Raw genomic sequence first — 16,716 nt, forward strand, 5'->3', positions numbered from 1 at the left:
TTCAGGGGACATGGGCCGGTTCGAACGCAGCTGGGCGCTGATGAAGTCCAGCGCCAACATCCTCCGCCAGGACAAAGAGCTGATGCTCTTTCCGTTGCTGGCCGGGGCCTGCTCCTTGCTGATCATCGCCACCTTCGGCTGGCCGATCTTCGCCGCCATGCGGCACCATCGCGCGGCGTTCGAGGGCCATGCCCACGCCATGCCGCCGGTCGTCATGCTGCTGGCCTTCGCGTTCTACTTCGTGCAATACGCCGTGGTGATCTTCTTCAACACGGCGCTCGCCGCCGCGGCGATGATCCGCCTCGAGGGCGGCAACCCCACGCTGGGCGACGGCATGCGCGCGGCCTGGTCGAAGCTGCCGACGATCCTCGGCTACGCGTTGATTTCCGCCACCGTCGGCATGGTGCTCCGTGCGATCCAGGAACGCGTCGGCCTGGTCGGGCGTCTCATCGCCGGCCTGCTCGGTGTCGGCTGGACCGTTGCCACCTTCCTCGTGGTGCCGGTGCTCGCCGCGCACGACATCGGGCCGGTCGACGCGATCAAGCGCAGCGCGTCGCTGTTGAAGGACACCTGGGGCGAGAACGTCATCGGCAACGCCGGCATCGGCCTGGTCGGGGGCATCCTCACCTTTTGTGTCGTGGCGGTGAGCCTCGTGTTGTTTGGCGCCGCCGCCTCGACCCAGTCGATCGCGCTGATGGTTTCCGTGGCCGTGGCCGGCATGATCGCGTTGGTCGCGCTCAGCCTCTTCCAGACCGCGATGCACGGCGTGTATTCGGCGGCGCTCTACCGCTTCGCCGCCTACGGCGACCCAGGCGAGGGCTTCGATCGTCGCCTGCTCGAATCGGCCTTCCGTTCCAGGCGCTGAGGCGAAGGGCGGTTCAGATCGCCAGCGTGCGGCCGCCGTCCACCCGAACGAGGTTGGCGGTGGTGTAGCGCGCATCGAGCAACAGCCAGCGCACCGCCTCCGCGACGTCGCCGGGCTCGCCCTTGCGGGCCAGCGGCGTCTTGGCGAGCAGGGCTGCGGCGTCCTCCGCCGACTTGCCCGACTCGGGCCACAGGATGGCGCCGGGCGCCACGGCATTGACCCGCACCTCGGGCGCGAGCTCGCGGGCGAGCGACTGCGTGAGCATCCACAGCGCGGCTTTCGCCATCGAGTAGATCGGGTGCTGCGCCAGCGGGCGCTCGGCGTAGATGTCCACGAGGTTGACGATGGCACCCTGGCTGGCCTTCAGCGCGGGCGCCGCCGCCTGCGCCAGGAAAAACGGCGCGCGGGCGTTCGCCGCGAAGAGATCGTCCCACTGCGCCGGGGTGGCGCTACCGATGGGCGTGGGGTAGAAGGCCGAGGCGTTGTTCACCAGCCCGTCGAGTCGGCCGAAGCGACGCAACACGGCGTCGACGAGGCCGGGCAGGGCGGTGTCGTCGTCGAGTGCGGCGGCGAACGTCGCGGCGGTGTCGGGCCGCGCCGCGTTGAGGTCGTCCGCGAGCGCGAGGGCGTCGGCCTGGGAGTGACGGTAATGGATCGCGACCGCGCAGCCCGCGGCGTGCAGGTGGCGCACGATGGCCTGGCCGACGCGGCGCGCGCCTCCGGTGACGAGGATGACGGGCGATGGATTCACGGGACGCTCCCTGGTCGTGGCGGCGTGAGCTTGCCCCAAAGCGGGACGGGCGTCACGAACCGGCAGCTAGCGCGTGGGGACCGCGTCGCTGACGGCGCGGCCGTCGTCGGTGTGTACCACGGCGCCGAACAGGTCGATGGCGGTCCGGGCCACCTGCTGGGTGTCGTAATACGCGTAGGCGCCTACGCCCATGGCGCCCACGACAGGCAACCAGCGCGAGATGCCCTTGCCCAGTGCCCGCTTGGACACGCTCAGCCCGATGCGGCCCGCGAGGCGCTGCACGACGCCGGTGGCGGCGGTGCGGAACACCAGGCGGTCGCCGACCCGGACGGCGACGTCGCGGAAGGCCTGCGCGGCCGTATGACGGAACAGGCACCACAGCATCTGTTCGCGGCCCAGGGTGGCCGTCTTGCCGTACGCCGCCGCGATGTCGCTGACCATCTGGCCCTGGATACGCCAGATGGCCACCAGTTCGGGCACGACGGTAAACCAGCCCAACGGACCGGGTGGCAGGGCCAGCGAGCCGGCGGTGAGCGCGGCCTTGTTCGCGGCGGCGCTGGCGATGCGGCGGCTGGTGTCGTCCGCATGACTGGCGACCGGCTCGGCGCTGGCGGGAATATGACTGACGAAATCGAGAATGGCGGCGGCGATGACGTTCTCACCGCGCTCGCCGCCATGAACGGGGACGATCTCGCGGGAAGTCGGGGAGTCATCGGGTGTCGACATGGAGCGTTCCGTCGTGGAGTGAACGAAAGACATACCGCATCGTCCTTAACGCTTGCGTGAAAGCAACACGAAAGGTCGTCGTCACAGACTTGTTGTGAAACATTATAACATTTTACGAAAGGCCCCCGATGACTCCCGTCCGTCTTGCCCTCTGCATCGCCGTCGCGCTCGCCGCCGCTCCCGCCTTCGCCGACGACACGCCCCCGCAAAAAGCTACGAACCTGGGTGAGGTCGACGTCACGGCCCGCCTCGACGAAGCGCGCAACAGCCTTTCGCCGGACACCGGCAGCAGCCAGTACGTGATGGACCGGCAGACCATCCAGGCGCTGCCGCTGGGCGATGCCACCCCGCTCAACCAGGTGATCCTGCAGGCGCCGGGCGTGGTACAGGATTCCTACGGCCAGCTCCATGTGCGCGGCGACCACGCCAACCTCCAGTACCGCATCAACGGCGTGCTGATTCCCGAGAGCATCGGCGGCTTCGGCCAGACGCTGGACGCGCGCACGATCGACAGCGTGAAGCTGCTCACCGGCGCGCTGCCGGCGCAGTACGGCGACCGCACCGCGGCCATCATCGACATCACCACGCGCACCGCCAAGCAGGATGGCGTCAACGGCAGCGTGGGCGTGATGGGCGGCCAGTACGGCACGCTCAACCCGAACGCTTCGCTGTTCGGCCGCAGCGGCAACTGGAGCTGGTTCCTCACGGCCAACTACCTGGAAAACGACAACGGCATCGAAAACCCGACGTCGAGCCGCAAGCCGATCCATGACCACACCAACCAGGCCAAGGCCTTCGGCGACGTGTCGTACCTGATCGACAACGACACGCGCCTGAGTTTCATGTTCGGTGCCACCAACAACCGTTTCCAGATCCCGAACAACCCCAACCAGACCCCGCAGTTCGGCTACCTCGACGTCACCCATTTCGATTCGGCGCAGCTCAACGAGCGCCAGCAGGAGCGCACCCGCTTCGGCGTGCTCAGCCTGCAGGGCAAGATGGGCGACACGGCGTACCAGGTGTCGGCGGGCGAGCGTTACAGCGGCCTGGACTTCACCCCGGACGACATCGGCGATCTCATGTTCAACGGCGTGGCCTCCAACGTGCGCCGTGCCAACCGCGCGACCACCCTGCAGGCGGACTTCTCCACGCCGCTGGGCGACAACCACACGCTGCGCTACGGCCTCTATGGCTCGTTCGAGCGCGCCACGTCGACCAATAACGCCCTGGTGTTCCCGGCCGACGACACGGGGGCGCAGTCGTCGACCGTGCCGCTCAACATCGTGGACGCCAGCCGCGTGCTCGCCCGCACCTATGCGGTCTACCTGCAGGACGAATGGAGCATCGGCGACAAGTGGACGGTGAACTACGGCGTGCGTGGCGACCGCTATAACGCGTTCCGCCCGGAGAGCCAGCTCAGCCCGCGCCTGGGCGTTGTCTACCAGCCGACCGACAGCACGACCATCCACGCCGGCTACTCGCGTTACTTCACGCCGCCGGCCACCGAGATGATCGCGCCGACCTCGATCGCGAAATTCGACGGCACCACCAACGCGTTGCAGAACGACGGCAACGACACGCCGCTGGCCGAGCGTGCCAGCTACTACGACATCGGCATCTCGCAGAAGATCGGATCGGCGTGGACGGTGGGCCTGGACAGCTACTACCGCAAGGTGTCGCGCATCCAGGACGAAGGCCAGTTCGGTGCCGCGCTGGTGTATTCCACCTTCAACTACGACCAGGGCCGCATCAAGGGCACCGAGTTCACGGTGAACTACGACGGGGGCGCGCTCACGGCCTACTTCAACTTCGCGTACAACCGCGCGGTCGGCAAGAACGTCATCACCAGCCAGTACAACTTCAATCCGGACGACCTGGCCTATATCGCAAACCACTACATCCATCTCGACCACGACCAGAAGTTCACCTCGTCGGGCGGTATCGGCTACGCGTTCGCCGACTCCACCCGCCTGGGCCTGGATTACCTCTACGGTTCGGGCTTGCGTCGCGACGGTGCGGTGCCCAACGGCGACACCATGCCGGACTACTTCCAGCTCAACCTGAGCGTAGGCCACGATTTCCACTTCACGTCGGCGGGCCCCACCCACGCGCAGCTGGCCCTGGTCAACGCGCTGGATCGTACCTACGAGCTGCGTGACGGTTCCGGCATCGGCGTGGGCGCGCCGCAGTACGGTCCGCGTCGCGGCGTGTTCCTCTCGCTGCAGCAGGATTTCTGATCCACGTCTGATCCGCGACTGCGCGAACAGGGCCCGCGTCCGCCATCCGGCAGGCGCGGGCCCTGTTCGTCGTGGCACATCGGGTATCCTCCCGGCATGACCGATCGCCACCCCGAACCTGGCGCCGACGAGCGCGCCCATTCCGATCACCTCACCGCCCTCCTGCGCGAGGAGATCGCCGCCCACGGCCCCATGCCGTTCGCGCGCTTCATGGAGCGCTGCCTCTACACGCCAGGGCTGGGCTATTACAGCGCGGGCAAGACCAAGTTCGGCGCCGAGGGCGACTTCGTCACGGCGCCTGAGCTGGGCTCGTTGTTTGCGCGCTGCGTGGTGCGGGCGTTCGAGCCCGTGCTCGCTTCGCTCGGTCCGGAGGCCGAGTTCCTCGAACTGGGCGGCGGCAGCGGCGCGTTCGCCGAAGCGGCGCTGCGCGCGCTCGACGCCGCCGGGCGCGTGCCCCGGCGTTTCATGATCCTCGAACCCAGCGCCGACCTGCGCCAGCGCCAGCGCGAGCGCCTGCACGCGCGGCTGCCGTCAGAGCTTGCCGCGCGCGTGGTCTGGCTCGACGCGCCACCGGAGGAGGAATGGGACGGCGTGCTGTTCGCCAACGAGGTGATCGACGCGTTGCCGACCACGCGTTTCACCACGCGCGAGGGCGAGGTCTACGAAGAACACGTGGTGCTCGACGGCGAAGGCCGTTTCTTGCGAACCGATCGCCCCGCCGACGTGCTCGTCAATGGCGCCGTGCGCCACCTGGAGCGCGATCTCGGCCGCGAATTCGACGCGGGCTACCGCACGGAGGTGCTGCCGCAGCTGCCGTACTGGATGCAGGCGGTGGCCGGGACGCTGCGCAAGGGCGCGATGATCTTCGCCGACTACGGTTACACGCGGGGCGAGTTCTATCACCCGGAGCGCAACGACGGCACCCTGCGTGCGTTCTATCGGCATCGCGCCCACGGCGACGCGTTTTTCCTGCCGGGTCTGCAGGATCTCACCGCGTCGGTCGATTTCACCGCGCTGGCCGAGGCTGGCAACAGCGCCGGCTTCGGTGTGGCGGCCTACCTGCCGCAGGCACAGTTCCTGCTCGCGGCGGACATGCAGGCGTTCTTCGAGGCGGATTACCTCGCCACAGACGACGAGCTCACGCGCTATCGCCTGGCCCAGGAAGTGAAAAAGCTCACGCTGCCCGACCAGATGGGCGAGCGCTTCCAGGTGATGATGTTCGCTCGCGGCGTCGACCCGGACGCCTTGCCGGCGGCCGTCCTCGCCGCCGACCAGGGCCACCGCCTGTAGGAGCGCGCGCTGCGCGCTATGACAGGGGTTTTGGCACGGCGGCGATCGCCGCCACCTGCGCCGTCTTCATCGCCTCGCCGATGGCCGGTCCTTGCAGTCCCTTGTCGACGAAGGGCCGGGACGTGACCGACGCGGCCGCTGCACGACACGCGCGCAGGTAGTCGGCCTGCGGGTACGACGCCGACTCGCTGCCCAGGCGGCCCCGCTTGTCGGCCAGGCACGCGAGCAGGAAGGTATCCAGCCGCTCGGGCCGTCGCAGCGCGCCGAGGGCGTCCAGCAATCGCAGTACCGTCGCCGGTTTGAGCTCCAGCGCCATGTGCGCGTTGAGGTGGTGTTTGCACACCATCTCGGCCATGAAGGCGTAGTCCGAAGGTACTTTCAGCCGCGCGCAAAGGGCACGCACCGGTTCGATCCCGCGCTGCTCGTGCATGATGTGGCGCGGCAGCACGTCGGCCGGCGTCAGGGCCTTGCCCAGGTCGTGGGTGAGCGCGCACCAGCCCACCAGCGCGTCGCCGGGCGCTAAGGTGGCCGCGGCCTGCAACACGAGTTCGACGTGGATGCCCGTATCCACCTCAGGGTGGAACTCCGGGCGCTGCGGCACGCCATACAGGGCGTCGACCTCCGGGAACAGCACGCGTAGCGCGCCGGTTTCGCGCAGCACCCGCAGGAACACCTGCGGCATCGGTTCGGCCAGCGCCTTGCGGGTTTCGGCCCAGACACGCTCGGGCACGAGGTGGTCGACCTCGCCGTCGTCGACCATGCGTCGCATCAGCGCCATCGTCTCGTCCGCCACGCGGAACCCGAGCGGCGCGTAGCGGGCGGCGAACCGTGCCACGCGCAGGAGGCGCACCGGGTCTTCGACGAAGGCCGGGGACACGTGCCGAAGCAGGCGGTTCTCGATGTCACGCGCGCCGTGGAACGGGTCGACGAGGTGACCGTCCTCATGGCGCGCGATCGCGTTGATGGTGAGGTCGCGGCGTTCGAGGTCCTGCTCGACCGTCACGCCCGGGTCGGCGTGAAACGCGAAGCCGTGGTAGCCGCGTCCGGTCTTCCGCTCGGTGCGGGCCAGCGCGTATTCCTCCCGCGTGTCGCCATGGAGGAACACCGGGAAGTCCTTGCCCACGGGCTTGTAGCCCGCGGCGAGCATGTCGTCGGGTGTCGCGCCGACGACCACCCAGTCGCGATCCACCACCGGGCGGCCGAGCAACGCGTCGCGCACCGCGCCGCCGACGAGATAGATGTCCATGCGCCTCAGGACGGCCGTTTCTGTCGCGACGCGTCGAGGCGGCGCTGGCGGATGGGTTGGCCGAGCAACCTCGGCAACCAGGCGGACAACGCCTGCGGCTCGATACCCAGTTCGGCCAGGCCGTCGGTGCTGCCGACCGAGTCGATCATGAGCGTGCGGAAGTTGTCCGGCGTGAACGGCTTGCCCGGCACGAACTGCGCGACCTGTGCCTGCACGCGGCCGAGGCCGTCGGGCATGGGCAGCACCACCCGGTGGCGGCCGCGTGCGTCACGGATGGCGCGCACCAGGTTGAGCAATGTCCACGTTTCGCGGCCGTAGAGTTCGAACGTATGCAGCACCGAACGCGCCGGATCGGCCACCGCGCGCGCCATCGCTTCGACGACGTCGCCCACGTACACCGGCGCCATGCGTGCGTGCGGACGCGGCAGGGGCATCACCGGTGCGATGGCTAGCAGGCGATCGAAGCGCGTAATCAAACCGTCGTTCGGGCCGAAGATCGTGCTGGGACGGTAGATCGTCCAGTCGAGGGTGGAGGCTTTCACCAGGGCTTCGGCCTCGCCGCGCGAGCGCAGGTAGGCGGACGACGCGGCGCCCGCATGAAGCGCGCTCATCTGGTGCAGGCGAAGCACCCCGGTGTCGCGGCAGGCGTCCACCACGAGCCGGGTGAGTTCCACGTGCGCGCGGGCGAAGGTCTGTCGCCCGCTTTCGTTGAGGATGCCGACCAGATTGATGACGGCATCGGCACCGGCAACCTGCGAGCGCAGCGACGGCGGGTCATACACGTCGGTGGAGACGACCTGCACGTTGCGTCCCACGGTGGCATGGCGGCGTGCCTGGCCGTTGCGCGAAAGCAGCACGATCCCATGGCCGTCGGCGACGAGGCGCGGCACGAGACAGCTGCCCACGAAACCGGTGCCGCCGAGGATCACGATGCGCTGGGGTGTAGGACGACTCATCGCTGCGGCTCCTGGACGGTGGGGGCGGAGGAGGCCTCGGCCGGGGCGGGTTCGGCGACGGCCGGCGCGCTCGGCGGCGTGGCATGCGACACGGCCGGCGCCGGACAGCTGACCGTACGACGCACCGCCCCCGGCTGGGGCAAGGCGTAAGGGCTGCCGATGCGGGTCATGCGGCTGTCGATGGGCAGCGCATTGCCGTTCAGGCGCCAGTCGTAGATCACCGCGAAGGCCATCACGCGGGCGACGTACTCGCGGGTTTCCTTATAGGGGATGCTTGCCACGAAGAGGTCGGGATCAAGCGAACCGCGCGCTTCGAGCCACTGGTCGACCTTGTTCGGACCGGCGTTATAGGCGGCGCTGGCGAGCCAGGGCGCGCCGTTGTATCGGGCGGCCATCTGCGACAGGTAGCGCGTGCCCAGCACGATGTTGGTCGGAGCGTCGTAGAGGCTTTCGGGACCGCCCCATGCGAGACCATTGCGACGTGCCACGGTAGCGGCGGTGGTCGGCAGCAGCTGCATCAGGCCGCGCGCGTCGGCACCGGAGCGGGCGTCGCTCATCCATGCGCTTTCGGCGCGGATGATGGCGTAGGCCCAGGGCGCCTCGATGCCGGCCTGGCTCGATTGCTCCACCACGCCGTCCTGGCGGGCGAGCGGGAAGCGCTGCTCGTAGAGGCGCAGCGCGTCGCCGGACGACAGCCCGAAGACCGCGCGGTCGTACCAGCCCTTGCGGAACGCCAGGTCCGCGGCCAGTCGTTGCGTTTCCGCGTCGCGACCCGACAGCGCCGCGCTCCATTCACGTCGGGCGAACTTCTGCAGTCCCACCGCGTACAGTTCGAACGCGCGATCCAGCCCCGGGTCGGTCAGGAGCGACGCCTCGCGTCGCTCGTCGACGTTCATGGTCGTGGGGCATATCGCGTACGAGGCGTCGATGCGGTCGGCGGCGAGGAAGCCGAAATACGTGGCTTCCTGGGCGACACGCTGGTAAAGCGCGCGCGCTTCGTCGGTGCGGCCCATCCTGGCGAGTACGAGGGCCCGGAAATAGCGCCATTCGCCGTCGTCCTTCTGTGTCGGCGAGAGCGCGTCGAGGGCGTTCAGCGCGGCACGCCAGTCCTGACGGGCCAGGGCCACGCGCACCCGCCATTCGCGGGTGGCGTCGGTCTGTGCGCGCGCAGGCAGGGCGGCGAGGCGATCGAGCGCGGATTCGTCGAAGTCCGTGGCATGGAACAGCGCGAGGGTGGTTTCGATGGCGCCCTTCTGCTGCTCGCTCAGCTGGAAGCGGGGCGCCAGCGTGGTCCACGCGGTGTCCGCGGCCGCGGACTGGCGCCGCGCCAGCCGTTGCAGCGCGTAGGTCACCGCCTGCCGGTCGCGCGGCGTGTCCGGCCAGTCCGTCGCCTGGCGCAGGGCGGTGGCGGGATCGTTGAGCGCCAGGGCGATCCGCTGGGCCACGAGCGCGTCGGCGGACGGCAGCCGGGGCGCGAGCGAGGCGACGGTGCCCCCCTTGCCCGCCTCGGCGGCCACGTCGATCCGGGACCAGACCCGCTCCGGCGTGAGCAGCCCCTGGCTGGCGGCGGCGTCGATGACCGGGTCGCAGCTGTTGGGCAGGCTGGCCTTCTTCCACAGGTCGCCGAGGTCGCGCTCGAACACCAGGGGCTCGCCGCGCGACAGTTTCGCCTGCAGGTCGAAACAAGTCAGCGCGTCGCCCAGGCCCGGCTGGTACATGGCCGTGAAGGTGGTCCAGTCTTTGCGTCGGGCCAACTCGCCGAGGAAGTCGCGGCGCAGGTCGGCGGCCGGGATCATGCCCGGGTAGCGGTCGAGGTAGGCCTGCACGGGAGCGCGATCGAGCGTGCGCAGGTCATGGGTGAGCGCCGCGGCTTCGAGGTAGGGAAAGAGGCTATAGCCCTCCAGGCCCGTGGCCTGCGCGCGCCACGCGTCGCCGCCCTGCTGGCTGGCGACCGCGTAGGCCTGGCGAAAGCGCGCCCGCTGCGACTCGGTGCCTTCGGCGCAGGCCGACGGCGCATGGGTGACCGCGAGCGCGGCGAGGGCCAGTCCGGCCAGGAAGCGGATCATCGAGGTTCCTTCACGGTTGCGTACGGCATGATTGTAAGAAACCGGCGCGCAGGCCGGATGAACGGCGTGGGCGCGAGGGAATCGCCCTGCCGCGCGCGGCCCGTTAAGCTAAACGGGATCACCTCGCCTCCCACTGGACCGGCATGCCGCCTCACACCCCCTACGCGCGGTTCGCGCGACCGCTCGCCTGGATCCTTCTCGTCGCCGCCGCGATCTTCGCCGCCGGCTACTGGTGGCACCTGGGCCGACCGGTGGCGCTGCCGGATTCGCCCACGGCAAAGATCGCCTGCGTGTCGTACGCGCCGTTCCGGCTGAAGGGCGAGACGCCGTTCGATCCCAACGCGTTCGTTCCGCCCGAGCGGATCGACGCCGACCTCAAGGCGCTCTCCACGCGCTTCGATTGCGTGCGCACCTACTCGATGAGCCAGGGCCTGGGCGCGGTGCCGGACATCGCCGGCCGCTACGGCATGAAGGTGCTGATGGGCATCTGGCTCGGCCGGGACACCGCCGCCAACGAGCGCGAGATCGCCCTGGGCATCGCCGCGGCCCGCCGCGACCACGACACGCTGCGCGGCATCGTGGTCGGCAACGAGGTGATGCTGCGCGGCGAGTTATCCGAAAAGGCCCTCGCCGCTTACATCAAGCGCGTCAACGATGCCACCGACGTGCCGGTGACCTACGCCGACGTCTGGGAGTTCTGGCTCAAGCACCCCGCTCTGGCGAAGGTGACCGACTACCTCACGATCCACATCCTGCCCTATTGGGAGGACGAGCCGGTGGCCCCCGAGCGCGCCGTGCGCCACGTCGCCGAGGTCTACCAGCGCATGAAGGCGCGATTCCCGGGCAAGGCCGTGATGATCGGCGAAACCGGCTGGCCCAGCGAGGGCCGCACGCGCCGCGAGGCCGGCGCGAGCCTGGTCAACGAAGCGCGCTACCTGCGCGAGTTTCTCAACTACGCCGCCACGGTCGACATGCCCTACAACGTCATCGAGGCGTTCGACCAGCCATGGAAGCGCGACCTGGAAGGCACCGTGGGCGGTTACTGGGGCATCTTCGACGTGGACGCCCGGCCCAAGTTCGCGATGACCGGCCCGGTCGTCGAGGAACCGCGCTGGCTTGGGGGCATCGCCGCGGGGGGCCTCGGCGCCATGCTGTTCTTCGCCGTGGGCGCCATTCGCCGCCGTTGGCACGGGCCGGCCGGATGGGTCGCGCTGGCGCTGGCGGGGTTCGCGAGCGGCGCCGCGCTGGCCACGCACGCGCGCCTGTTGAGCTTCGCCTGTCGCAACCCCCTGGAATGGACCCTCGGCGCCGGTACCGGCGTACTGGCCTTGCTCACGGCACTGTCGTTGTCGCGTGCCCTCGCCGCGCGGCTCGCCTCGCCGATCGACCCTGCGGCCGTGGCGCCGAAGCCGGCGGAGCGACGCATGCTCGGCATCGCGTGGTCTGGCGTGTTCACGCCGCAGCGTTTCTTCTGGATGTTCGCGCTGACGCTCTACGGCATCCTGCTGGTCTTCAACGGCCGCTATCGCGACATGCCCGTCGGCCTGTTCGCGCTGCCTTGCATCGGTTTCCTCCTGCTCGCGGCGCTGCGCACGCGCGACGAAGCGACGATGCCGCTGATCGAAGAGCGCCTGCTTGCGATCTGGCTGGTGCTGCTCGGCGTGGCCGTGGTGGTGCAGGAAGTGGGCGCTAACGCGGTGTCGTGGGGGTGGCTCGGCCTCAACCTGGCGCTGGCGCTGCCCGTGCTGGTGGCGTGGCGCCGCGCGCGGCGCCCGGCACCCTTGCGCTGAGCGCGGCGGTCGGTGGTCGCCTCAGGCCGCCGCAGCCAGGTGCCAGCGATCGTATTGCACGCGCACCAGGCGCAGGGCACCCACCAGCAAGGCCAATGCGCCGCCTTCGTAGCAGTAAAGTTGCAGTGCGAGTACGCCCAGGCAGGCGGCCAGCACGGCCATCGCGGTGCCGCGCACGAACAACGCCAGCAGGGCGGCGGCGATAGCCGCGTAGCCATAGCCGTAGCTGAGGAAGCCCTGCACGATCATGTCGCGCGTGCCGCACCACCACGGGCCCCCGGTGCCGTCGCAGGCGTGCGCGACATGGGCGGGCTCGATGAAGCCGTAGCGCAGCACGGCGGCGCCGATCGCGGCGACGACGATGGCGGCCCAGGGCAGGGCGGCGCGCAGGGACGATGGCATGGTGACTACCTCAGGACATGCGCGCCGGCCGTCACGGCCAGGGACGCGGGCAAACGGATTTCGGCGGCGAGCGGCAGGTGATCGGAGAACGCGCGCGGGAGGGTCCACGTGCGCTCGAGCGCGATGTCCGCCGAGGTAAGAATGTGGTCGAGCGCGCGGCGAGGCTTCCAACTGGGGAACGTGGGCATCGGCGCCATCGGCGCCTGCAGCGCGGTCTTGTTGAACAACAGGCGCATTTCCGGGCTTGAGGGCTCGGTATTGAGGTCGCCCATCAGCACCGCGTGCGGATAGGGCGCCAGCAGCTCGGCGATGAAACCGAGCTGCCCCATGCGCGCGGCAGCGCCGAGCGAGAGATGGGCCACCACCACCACCAGGCCGTCGGTGCCCTCGCCGAATCGCACGAACAAGGCGCCGCGTCCCTTGATGCGGCCGGGCAGCGGATAGTCGATGACTTCGGTGGGTTCGATGCGGCTGAGCAGGCCGTTGGCCGAATGCGCCACGCGGGCCATCGGCCGGTTCGGCTGGTGGCTCCAGAAGGGCATGCCGGCGGCTTCGGCGATGTAGCGGGTCTGGTTGAGAAAGCCCGAGCGAAGGCTGCCTGCGTCGGCCTCCTGGAGGCCGACGACGTCGAAGTCGTGCAGCAGCGCGGCGAGTGAATCGAGGTTGGCGAGCTTGGACGGCCCGGGCAACACAGCGTTGACGCTGCGGGTGACGTAGTCGCTGTAACGCTGGACGCTCGCGCCGGCGAGGATGTTGCAGCTGAGCAGGCGCAGGGTGCGCTCGGCAGCGAGTGGGGAAGACGGCGTTGAGCGGGTCATGGCTTAGGTAGCGGGCGTGCGTCTCGTCGGGCCGTGGCGGCGGATGATGCCCCCCGCGATGTGAACGGGGGGCATCGGCCGGCGAGGTTTACTTGCCGCCCTTGGTTTCCTTGTCGACCAGGAAACGGACCACGGCATTGAGCTGGTCGAAGTCCTGGATGCGGTTGCTGCGGTACTTGCCGTCGACCACCATCGTCGGCGTGCCGTCGACACCCCACTGCTGGATCAGCTTGGTGTCTTTCTCGATCTGCGCCTTGACCTCGGGACCCTGGGCGACCTGCACGAACTTCGCGCTGTCGACGCCGTAGTTCTGGTGATACCAGTCGGCCATTTCCTCGATGGCGTTCAAGGGCATGTGCAGATCCCACTTGGCCTTGAAGAGCTTGTCGGTCGACTCATCGAGCTTGTCGGCCGGCAGCAGCCGCTGCGCGGCGTAGTAGGCCTGGGCGAACGGCAGCCACGCGTCGTTGAACGCGGCCGGGATGCGGTGGAAGGCGACGGTCCTGGGCAGGGCCTTCTGCAACTCTTCGACCTTGGGCTCGTAATGCGCGCAGTGGATGCAGCCGAACGAGAACACCTCGACGACTTCGATCTTGCCCTTCGGATCCAGGCGCTGCGGCGTGGCGATGGACACGTATTCCTGCCCGTCGGTGAAGCTGGCAGCCGCGCCCTCGGCGGGCTTCGCGCTGCACGCGGTGGACAGGACCAACGCGGCGAGCAGCAGCGGTAGGCGCTTGAACATCGGTAATCTCCCTGTATCGATTCGAAAAGCGGTTACTTGCCCGCGGCTTCCTTGGAGACGAGCCACTGCACCAGCTCGATGGTCTGCGGATAGCCGCCGGCGGAGGACGGGGTGAGGCGATACTTGCCGTTGACCACGATCGTCGGCGTGCTATCGACCTCGTAGGCGCGGATCAGTTCATCGGCGCGCTTCATCTTGGTGTTGATGGTGAACGAGTTCGCGGTGCCGACGAAGTCCGCCGGCTTCACGCCGTACTTGGCGTAGAACTTCGCCACGTCGTCGATGGTGGGCCAGGCCGACTGCGGCTTGGGCTTGTTGGTCTGCTTGTCGAAGATGCCCAGCTCGCCGCTCTTGAACACGGCGTCGAACATGGCGTCGTGGCTCTGCCTGTCGACCCCGAAGGCCTGCGCGGTGAGGTAGGCGCGCTGCAGCAGCGGCCAGTTCTCATCGGGGCGGAAGGCTGCCGGCGTGAAGGTCATCACGGTGCCCTTGGGCAGGCCCTTGGCCATTTCGTCGACGATGCCGTGGAACTGGAAGCAGGCCGGGCAACCGTAGGAGAACACCTCGGTGACTTCGATCTTGCCCGGGCTGCTCGTCGGCTGGGCCGGATCGATGCGGAAGTAGTTCTTGCCTTCGACCCATTTCCCCTCGTCGACGAAGGGCTTCACGTCCGGGCGGCCGGCATCGTCCTGGCTGGGCGCGGCGGGCGCGGGGGCGGCCACGCTACCGGCGGCGGCCGGTGCGGCGCTCGCGGGGGCGGTCGTCGCGGGGGCGGGCGCGGTGGCCGGGGCGGCGGCGGATGCCGCCCCGGCGGTGGCGGTCGGGGCCGGGGCGGAGGAAGCGGCCTCATGCTGGCCGGAGCCGCAGGCCGCCAGGCCGATCAGGGCGGCGCAGAGGAGGGGAAGGCGCATACGCATCGGAGGTGTCCTTTTCTTACCGTCGAAATGAGAACGGGCCCGACGGGCCCGTTCGATCTCCCCACTTTACCGCCTCAGGGCGACGCTGGGGCGACGGCCGGGGTCGGCTCGTTGGCGTGCAGGCCTTCGATGTAGCTGGCGACGGCGGCGATGTCCTTGTCGTCGAGCTTCTTAGCTACCTCGACCATGGGCTTCGCGTGCGGACCGGCCTGAGCCGGGTCCATGTCGCGCAGCGCCTTCAGGCGCGATTCGACGTACTGGGCGTGCTGGCTGGTGAGCTGGGGGTAATGCGGGCCCGGATTGCCGCGGCCGTCCGGACCGTGGCAGGCCATGCAGGCGGGAATGCCGCGGTCGGCGTCACCCTGGCGGTAGAGCGTCTGGCCCTGTTCGACGAAGGCCTGGTCGGCCACGCCCGGCAGCGACGACTTGGTGGCGAAATAGGCGCCGATGTCGTGCATGTCCTGGTCGGACAAGGGCTGGGCGAAGCCCTGCATGATCGGATTCATCCGCTTGCCCGACTTGAAGTCGGCCAGCTGGGCGGCGATGTACTGCTCGCTCTGTCCCGCCAGGCGCGGGTATTGGGGGTCGGTGGAGTTGCCGTCCATGCCGTGGCAGGCGCCGCAGACGGCGGCCTTGGCCTGGCCCGCCGTGGCGTCGCCGGGTTTCGCGGCCGCGCCGGCCTCGCCCGAAGGCGTGGTGGCCGTGGCCTGCGTGGCCGTGGGCATGCCGGGTGTCGCCGGATCGTGCGTGGCGTCGCCGCCTGGCCGGGCTTCGGCGCCGGCCGGCGCGGCGGCGCTGGACGGTTTGGCGGGAGCGGTGGACTGAGCGCTCGCGGCGCTCATGACGAGCATGGTGACGACGGCAGCGACGGCGTGCCTGAATTTCATAAGTGTCTCCGGAAGGGGATACTTCATGACCGGGCGTGCTCCCTGCCACGCCTCAACCGAATGATTATGGGGGCCTCGCCAGATGCCGGTCAAACCGGCGCGACGGGCCGAGCCGGTATACTGGCGGACCCTGCATCCGCAGCCCGGTCCGTCGCACACGCCATGTCATCCAATCCGCTCAACGGCGCCCGCTTCGTGCTGGCCGCGCACGACATCACGCAACTGCCCTACGACCAGGGTGCCGAGGTGGCTTTCGCCGGCCGTTCCAACGCGGGCAAGTCCAGCGCGCTCAACGCGCTGACCGGGCACAACGCGCTGGCACGCACGTCGAAGACGCCGGGGCGCACGCAGTTGATGGTGGTGTTCGACCTGCCGCCGTTGAAGCCGGACGACGGCGCCGCCCCCCTCGACGCGCGGCTGGTCGACCTGCCCGGGTATGGCTACGCCAAGGTGCCCGAGGCCATGCGTGCCCACTGGCGCGGCGAGATCGACGCCTACCTGCGCATGCGCCGGAGCCTGCGCGGCATCGTGCTGATCGTGGACATCCGCCACGAGCTGAAGGATTTCGACCGCACGATGCTCGAATTCTGCGCGGCCACCGAACTGCCGTGCCACGTACTCATGACCAAGGCGGACAAGGTCTCCCGCGGCCAGGCCGGCAAGGCGCTCGACGTGCTGCGCCGCGATTTCCGTCAGCAGGGCGTGCAGGGCACGGCGCAGGTCTTCTCGTCGCTGGCGAAGACGGGCGTGGACGAAGCGCGGGCGAAGATCGTGGCGTTGCTGCACACGCCGCGACCGCACGAACTCTGAGCGAGCCGTGCGGCATCGGCACCCTGGTGGTGCCCGCCTCGGTCGCTTCGTCGCGTCCCGAACGATCCGCTCCCACCCGACGAAGGCAAGAGGGGGCACCCGATCTGCCGCCTACTGAAGGGGTGGAAGTCGATCGCACCGGCGATCCGGCGGCAGCCGGCATGGCTGCGATGACGTTCATGGCCTCATTCGCCGAGGCCACGGTCCGGCCCT

At 69.2% G+C, this 16,716-nt stretch carries 15 protein-coding genes; 5 read left to right on the plus strand and 10 right to left on the minus strand.

Annotation, left to right across the window (positions count from 1 at the left end; all coding sequences use genetic code 11):
• Positions 1-10 precede the first annotated feature (10 nt).
• Positions 11-865: a DUF6159 family protein gene (locus PI246_RS12165; RefSeq protein ID WP_320551557.1), complete on the plus strand. Its 855-nt coding sequence runs from the start codon at positions 11-13 to the stop codon at positions 863-865.
• A 13-nt stretch (positions 866-878) separates the two neighbouring features.
• Here the strand turns inward: PI246_RS12165 and PI246_RS12170 are convergent, their stop codons facing one another.
• Together PI246_RS12170 and PI246_RS12175 are read right to left on the minus strand one after the other, a co-directional pair.
• Positions 879-1,616, minus strand: a complete 738-nt coding sequence (locus PI246_RS12170; protein ID WP_320551558.1) for a pteridine reductase — start codon at positions 1,614-1,616, stop codon at positions 879-881.
• A gap of 66 nt (positions 1,617-1,682) precedes the next feature.
• Positions 1,683-2,342 carry a hypothetical protein gene (locus PI246_RS12175; RefSeq protein WP_320551559.1) on the minus strand — a complete coding sequence of 220 codons (660 nt, stop codon included), beginning with the start codon at positions 2,340-2,342 and terminating at the stop codon, positions 1,683-1,685.
• A gap of 128 nt (positions 2,343-2,470) precedes the next feature.
• Here PI246_RS12175 and PI246_RS12180 point away from each other — a divergent pair, with 128 nt between their 5' ends.
• Together PI246_RS12180 and PI246_RS12185 are read left to right on the plus strand one after the other, a co-directional pair.
• Positions 2,471-4,579, plus strand: a complete 2,109-nt coding sequence (locus PI246_RS12180) for a TonB-dependent receptor (protein WP_320551560.1) — start codon at positions 2,471-2,473, stop codon at positions 4,577-4,579.
• A 96-nt stretch (positions 4,580-4,675) separates the two neighbouring features.
• A complete protein-coding gene (locus tag PI246_RS12185) occupies positions 4,676-5,869 on the plus strand; it encodes a class I SAM-dependent methyltransferase (protein WP_320551561.1) in 1,194 nt (397 codons plus the stop codon).
• A gap of 16 nt (positions 5,870-5,885) precedes the next feature.
• On the opposite strand, the gene PI246_RS12190 is transcribed toward PI246_RS12185, so the two are convergent.
• Genes PI246_RS12190 through PI246_RS12200 form a run of 3 tightly spaced genes read right to left on the minus strand, consistent with a single transcriptional unit; the run spans position 5,886 to position 10,137 of the window.
• Positions 5,886-7,115, minus strand: a complete 1,230-nt coding sequence (locus PI246_RS12190; protein ID WP_320551562.1) for a multifunctional CCA addition/repair protein — start codon at positions 7,113-7,115, stop codon at positions 5,886-5,888.
• Positions 7,116-7,120: 5 nt separating this feature from the next.
• Positions 7,121-8,071, minus strand: a complete 951-nt coding sequence (locus PI246_RS12195; protein WP_320551563.1) for a complex I NDUFA9 subunit family protein — start codon at positions 8,069-8,071, stop codon at positions 7,121-7,123.
• Positions 8,068-10,137, minus strand: a complete 2,070-nt coding sequence (locus PI246_RS12200) for a transglycosylase SLT domain-containing protein (RefSeq protein WP_320551564.1) — start codon at positions 10,135-10,137, stop codon at positions 8,068-8,070. The genes PI246_RS12195 and PI246_RS12200 overlap by 4 nt, the downstream gene beginning before the upstream one ends.
• Before the next feature lie 143 nt (positions 10,138-10,280).
• On the opposite strand from PI246_RS12200, the gene PI246_RS12205 reads away from it, so the two are divergent.
• Positions 10,281-11,927 (plus strand): glycoside hydrolase family 17 protein, encoded by a 1,647-nt coding sequence (locus PI246_RS12205; RefSeq protein ID WP_320551565.1) that lies wholly within the window; start codon positions 10,281-10,283, stop codon positions 11,925-11,927.
• Positions 11,928-11,948: 21 nt separating this feature from the next.
• Here PI246_RS12205 and PI246_RS12210 read toward each other — a convergent pair whose 3' ends face one another.
• From PI246_RS12210 to PI246_RS12230, 5 genes are all read right to left on the minus strand, one after another.
• Entirely contained in the window at positions 11,949-12,329 is a 381-nt protein-coding gene (locus tag PI246_RS12210) for a hypothetical protein (RefSeq protein ID WP_320551566.1), read from the minus strand.
• A gap of 5 nt (positions 12,330-12,334) precedes the next feature.
• Positions 12,335-13,147 carry an endonuclease/exonuclease/phosphatase family protein gene (locus PI246_RS12215; RefSeq protein WP_320551567.1) on the minus strand — a complete coding sequence of 271 codons (813 nt, stop codon included), beginning with the start codon at positions 13,145-13,147 and terminating at the stop codon, positions 12,335-12,337.
• 88 nt (positions 13,148-13,235) lie between these two features.
• On the minus strand, positions 13,236-13,889 hold the full coding sequence (locus tag PI246_RS12220; protein ID WP_320551568.1) for a thiol:disulfide interchange protein DsbA/DsbL: 654 nt from the start codon (positions 13,887-13,889) through the stop codon (positions 13,236-13,238).
• A gap of 32 nt (positions 13,890-13,921) precedes the next feature.
• Positions 13,922-14,800: a thiol:disulfide interchange protein DsbA/DsbL gene (locus PI246_RS12225; protein ID WP_320551569.1), complete on the minus strand. Its 879-nt coding sequence runs from the start codon at positions 14,798-14,800 to the stop codon at positions 13,922-13,924.
• An 80-nt stretch (positions 14,801-14,880) separates the two neighbouring features.
• Positions 14,881-15,693, minus strand: a complete 813-nt coding sequence (locus tag PI246_RS12230; protein ID WP_320551570.1) for a c-type cytochrome — start codon at positions 15,691-15,693, stop codon at positions 14,881-14,883.
• A 162-nt stretch (positions 15,694-15,855) separates the two neighbouring features.
• Here PI246_RS12230 and yihA point away from each other — a divergent pair, with 162 nt between their 5' ends.
• Complete coding sequence (gene yihA / locus PI246_RS12235) at positions 15,856-16,503, plus strand: ribosome biogenesis GTP-binding protein YihA/YsxC (RefSeq protein WP_320551571.1); 648 nt, start codon at positions 15,856-15,858, stop codon at positions 16,501-16,503.
• The last annotated feature ends 213 nt before the right edge of the window (positions 16,504-16,716 follow it).

The sequence above is a fragment of the Luteibacter sahnii genome, assembly GCF_034063545.1.
GTDB lineage: Bacteria > Pseudomonadota > Gammaproteobacteria > Xanthomonadales > Rhodanobacteraceae > Luteibacter > Luteibacter sahnii.

Coding starts and splice junctions, on each gene's coding strand:
- PI246_RS12210 (WP_320551566.1), bottom strand. CDS start 12,329: ATGCCATCGTCCCTGCGCGCCGCCCTGCCCTGGGCCGCCATCGTCGTC.
- PI246_RS12185 (WP_320551561.1), top strand. CDS start 4,676: ATGACCGATCGCCACCCCGAACCTGGCGCCGACGAGCGCGCCCATTCC.
- PI246_RS12200 (WP_320551564.1), bottom strand. CDS start 10,137: ATGATCCGCTTCCTGGCCGGACTGGCCCTCGCCGCGCTCGCGGTCACC.
- PI246_RS12205 (WP_320551565.1), top strand. CDS start 10,281: ATGCCGCCTCACACCCCCTACGCGCGGTTCGCGCGACCGCTCGCCTGG.
- PI246_RS12195 (WP_320551563.1), bottom strand. CDS start 8,071: ATGAGTCGTCCTACACCCCAGCGCATCGTGATCCTCGGCGGCACCGGT.
- PI246_RS12230 (WP_320551570.1), bottom strand. CDS start 15,693: ATGAAATTCAGGCACGCCGTCGCTGCCGTCGTCACCATGCTCGTCATG.
- PI246_RS12215 (WP_320551567.1), bottom strand. CDS start 13,147: ATGACCCGCTCAACGCCGTCTTCCCCACTCGCTGCCGAGCGCACCCTG.
- PI246_RS12225 (WP_320551569.1), bottom strand. CDS start 14,800: ATGCGCCTTCCCCTCCTCTGCGCCGCCCTGATCGGCCTGGCGGCCTGC.
- PI246_RS12175 (WP_320551559.1), bottom strand. CDS start 2,342: ATGTCGACACCCGATGACTCCCCGACTTCCCGCGAGATCGTCCCCGTT.
- yihA (WP_320551571.1), top strand. CDS start 15,856: ATGTCATCCAATCCGCTCAACGGCGCCCGCTTCGTGCTGGCCGCGCAC.
- PI246_RS12190 (WP_320551562.1), bottom strand. CDS start 7,115: ATGGACATCTATCTCGTCGGCGGCGCGGTGCGCGACGCGTTGCTCGGC.
- PI246_RS12220 (WP_320551568.1), bottom strand. CDS start 13,889: ATGTTCAAGCGCCTACCGCTGCTGCTCGCCGCGTTGGTCCTGTCCACC.
- PI246_RS12165 (WP_320551557.1), top strand. CDS start 11: ATGGGCCGGTTCGAACGCAGCTGGGCGCTGATGAAGTCCAGCGCCAAC.
- PI246_RS12180 (WP_320551560.1), top strand. CDS start 2,471: ATGACTCCCGTCCGTCTTGCCCTCTGCATCGCCGTCGCGCTCGCCGCC.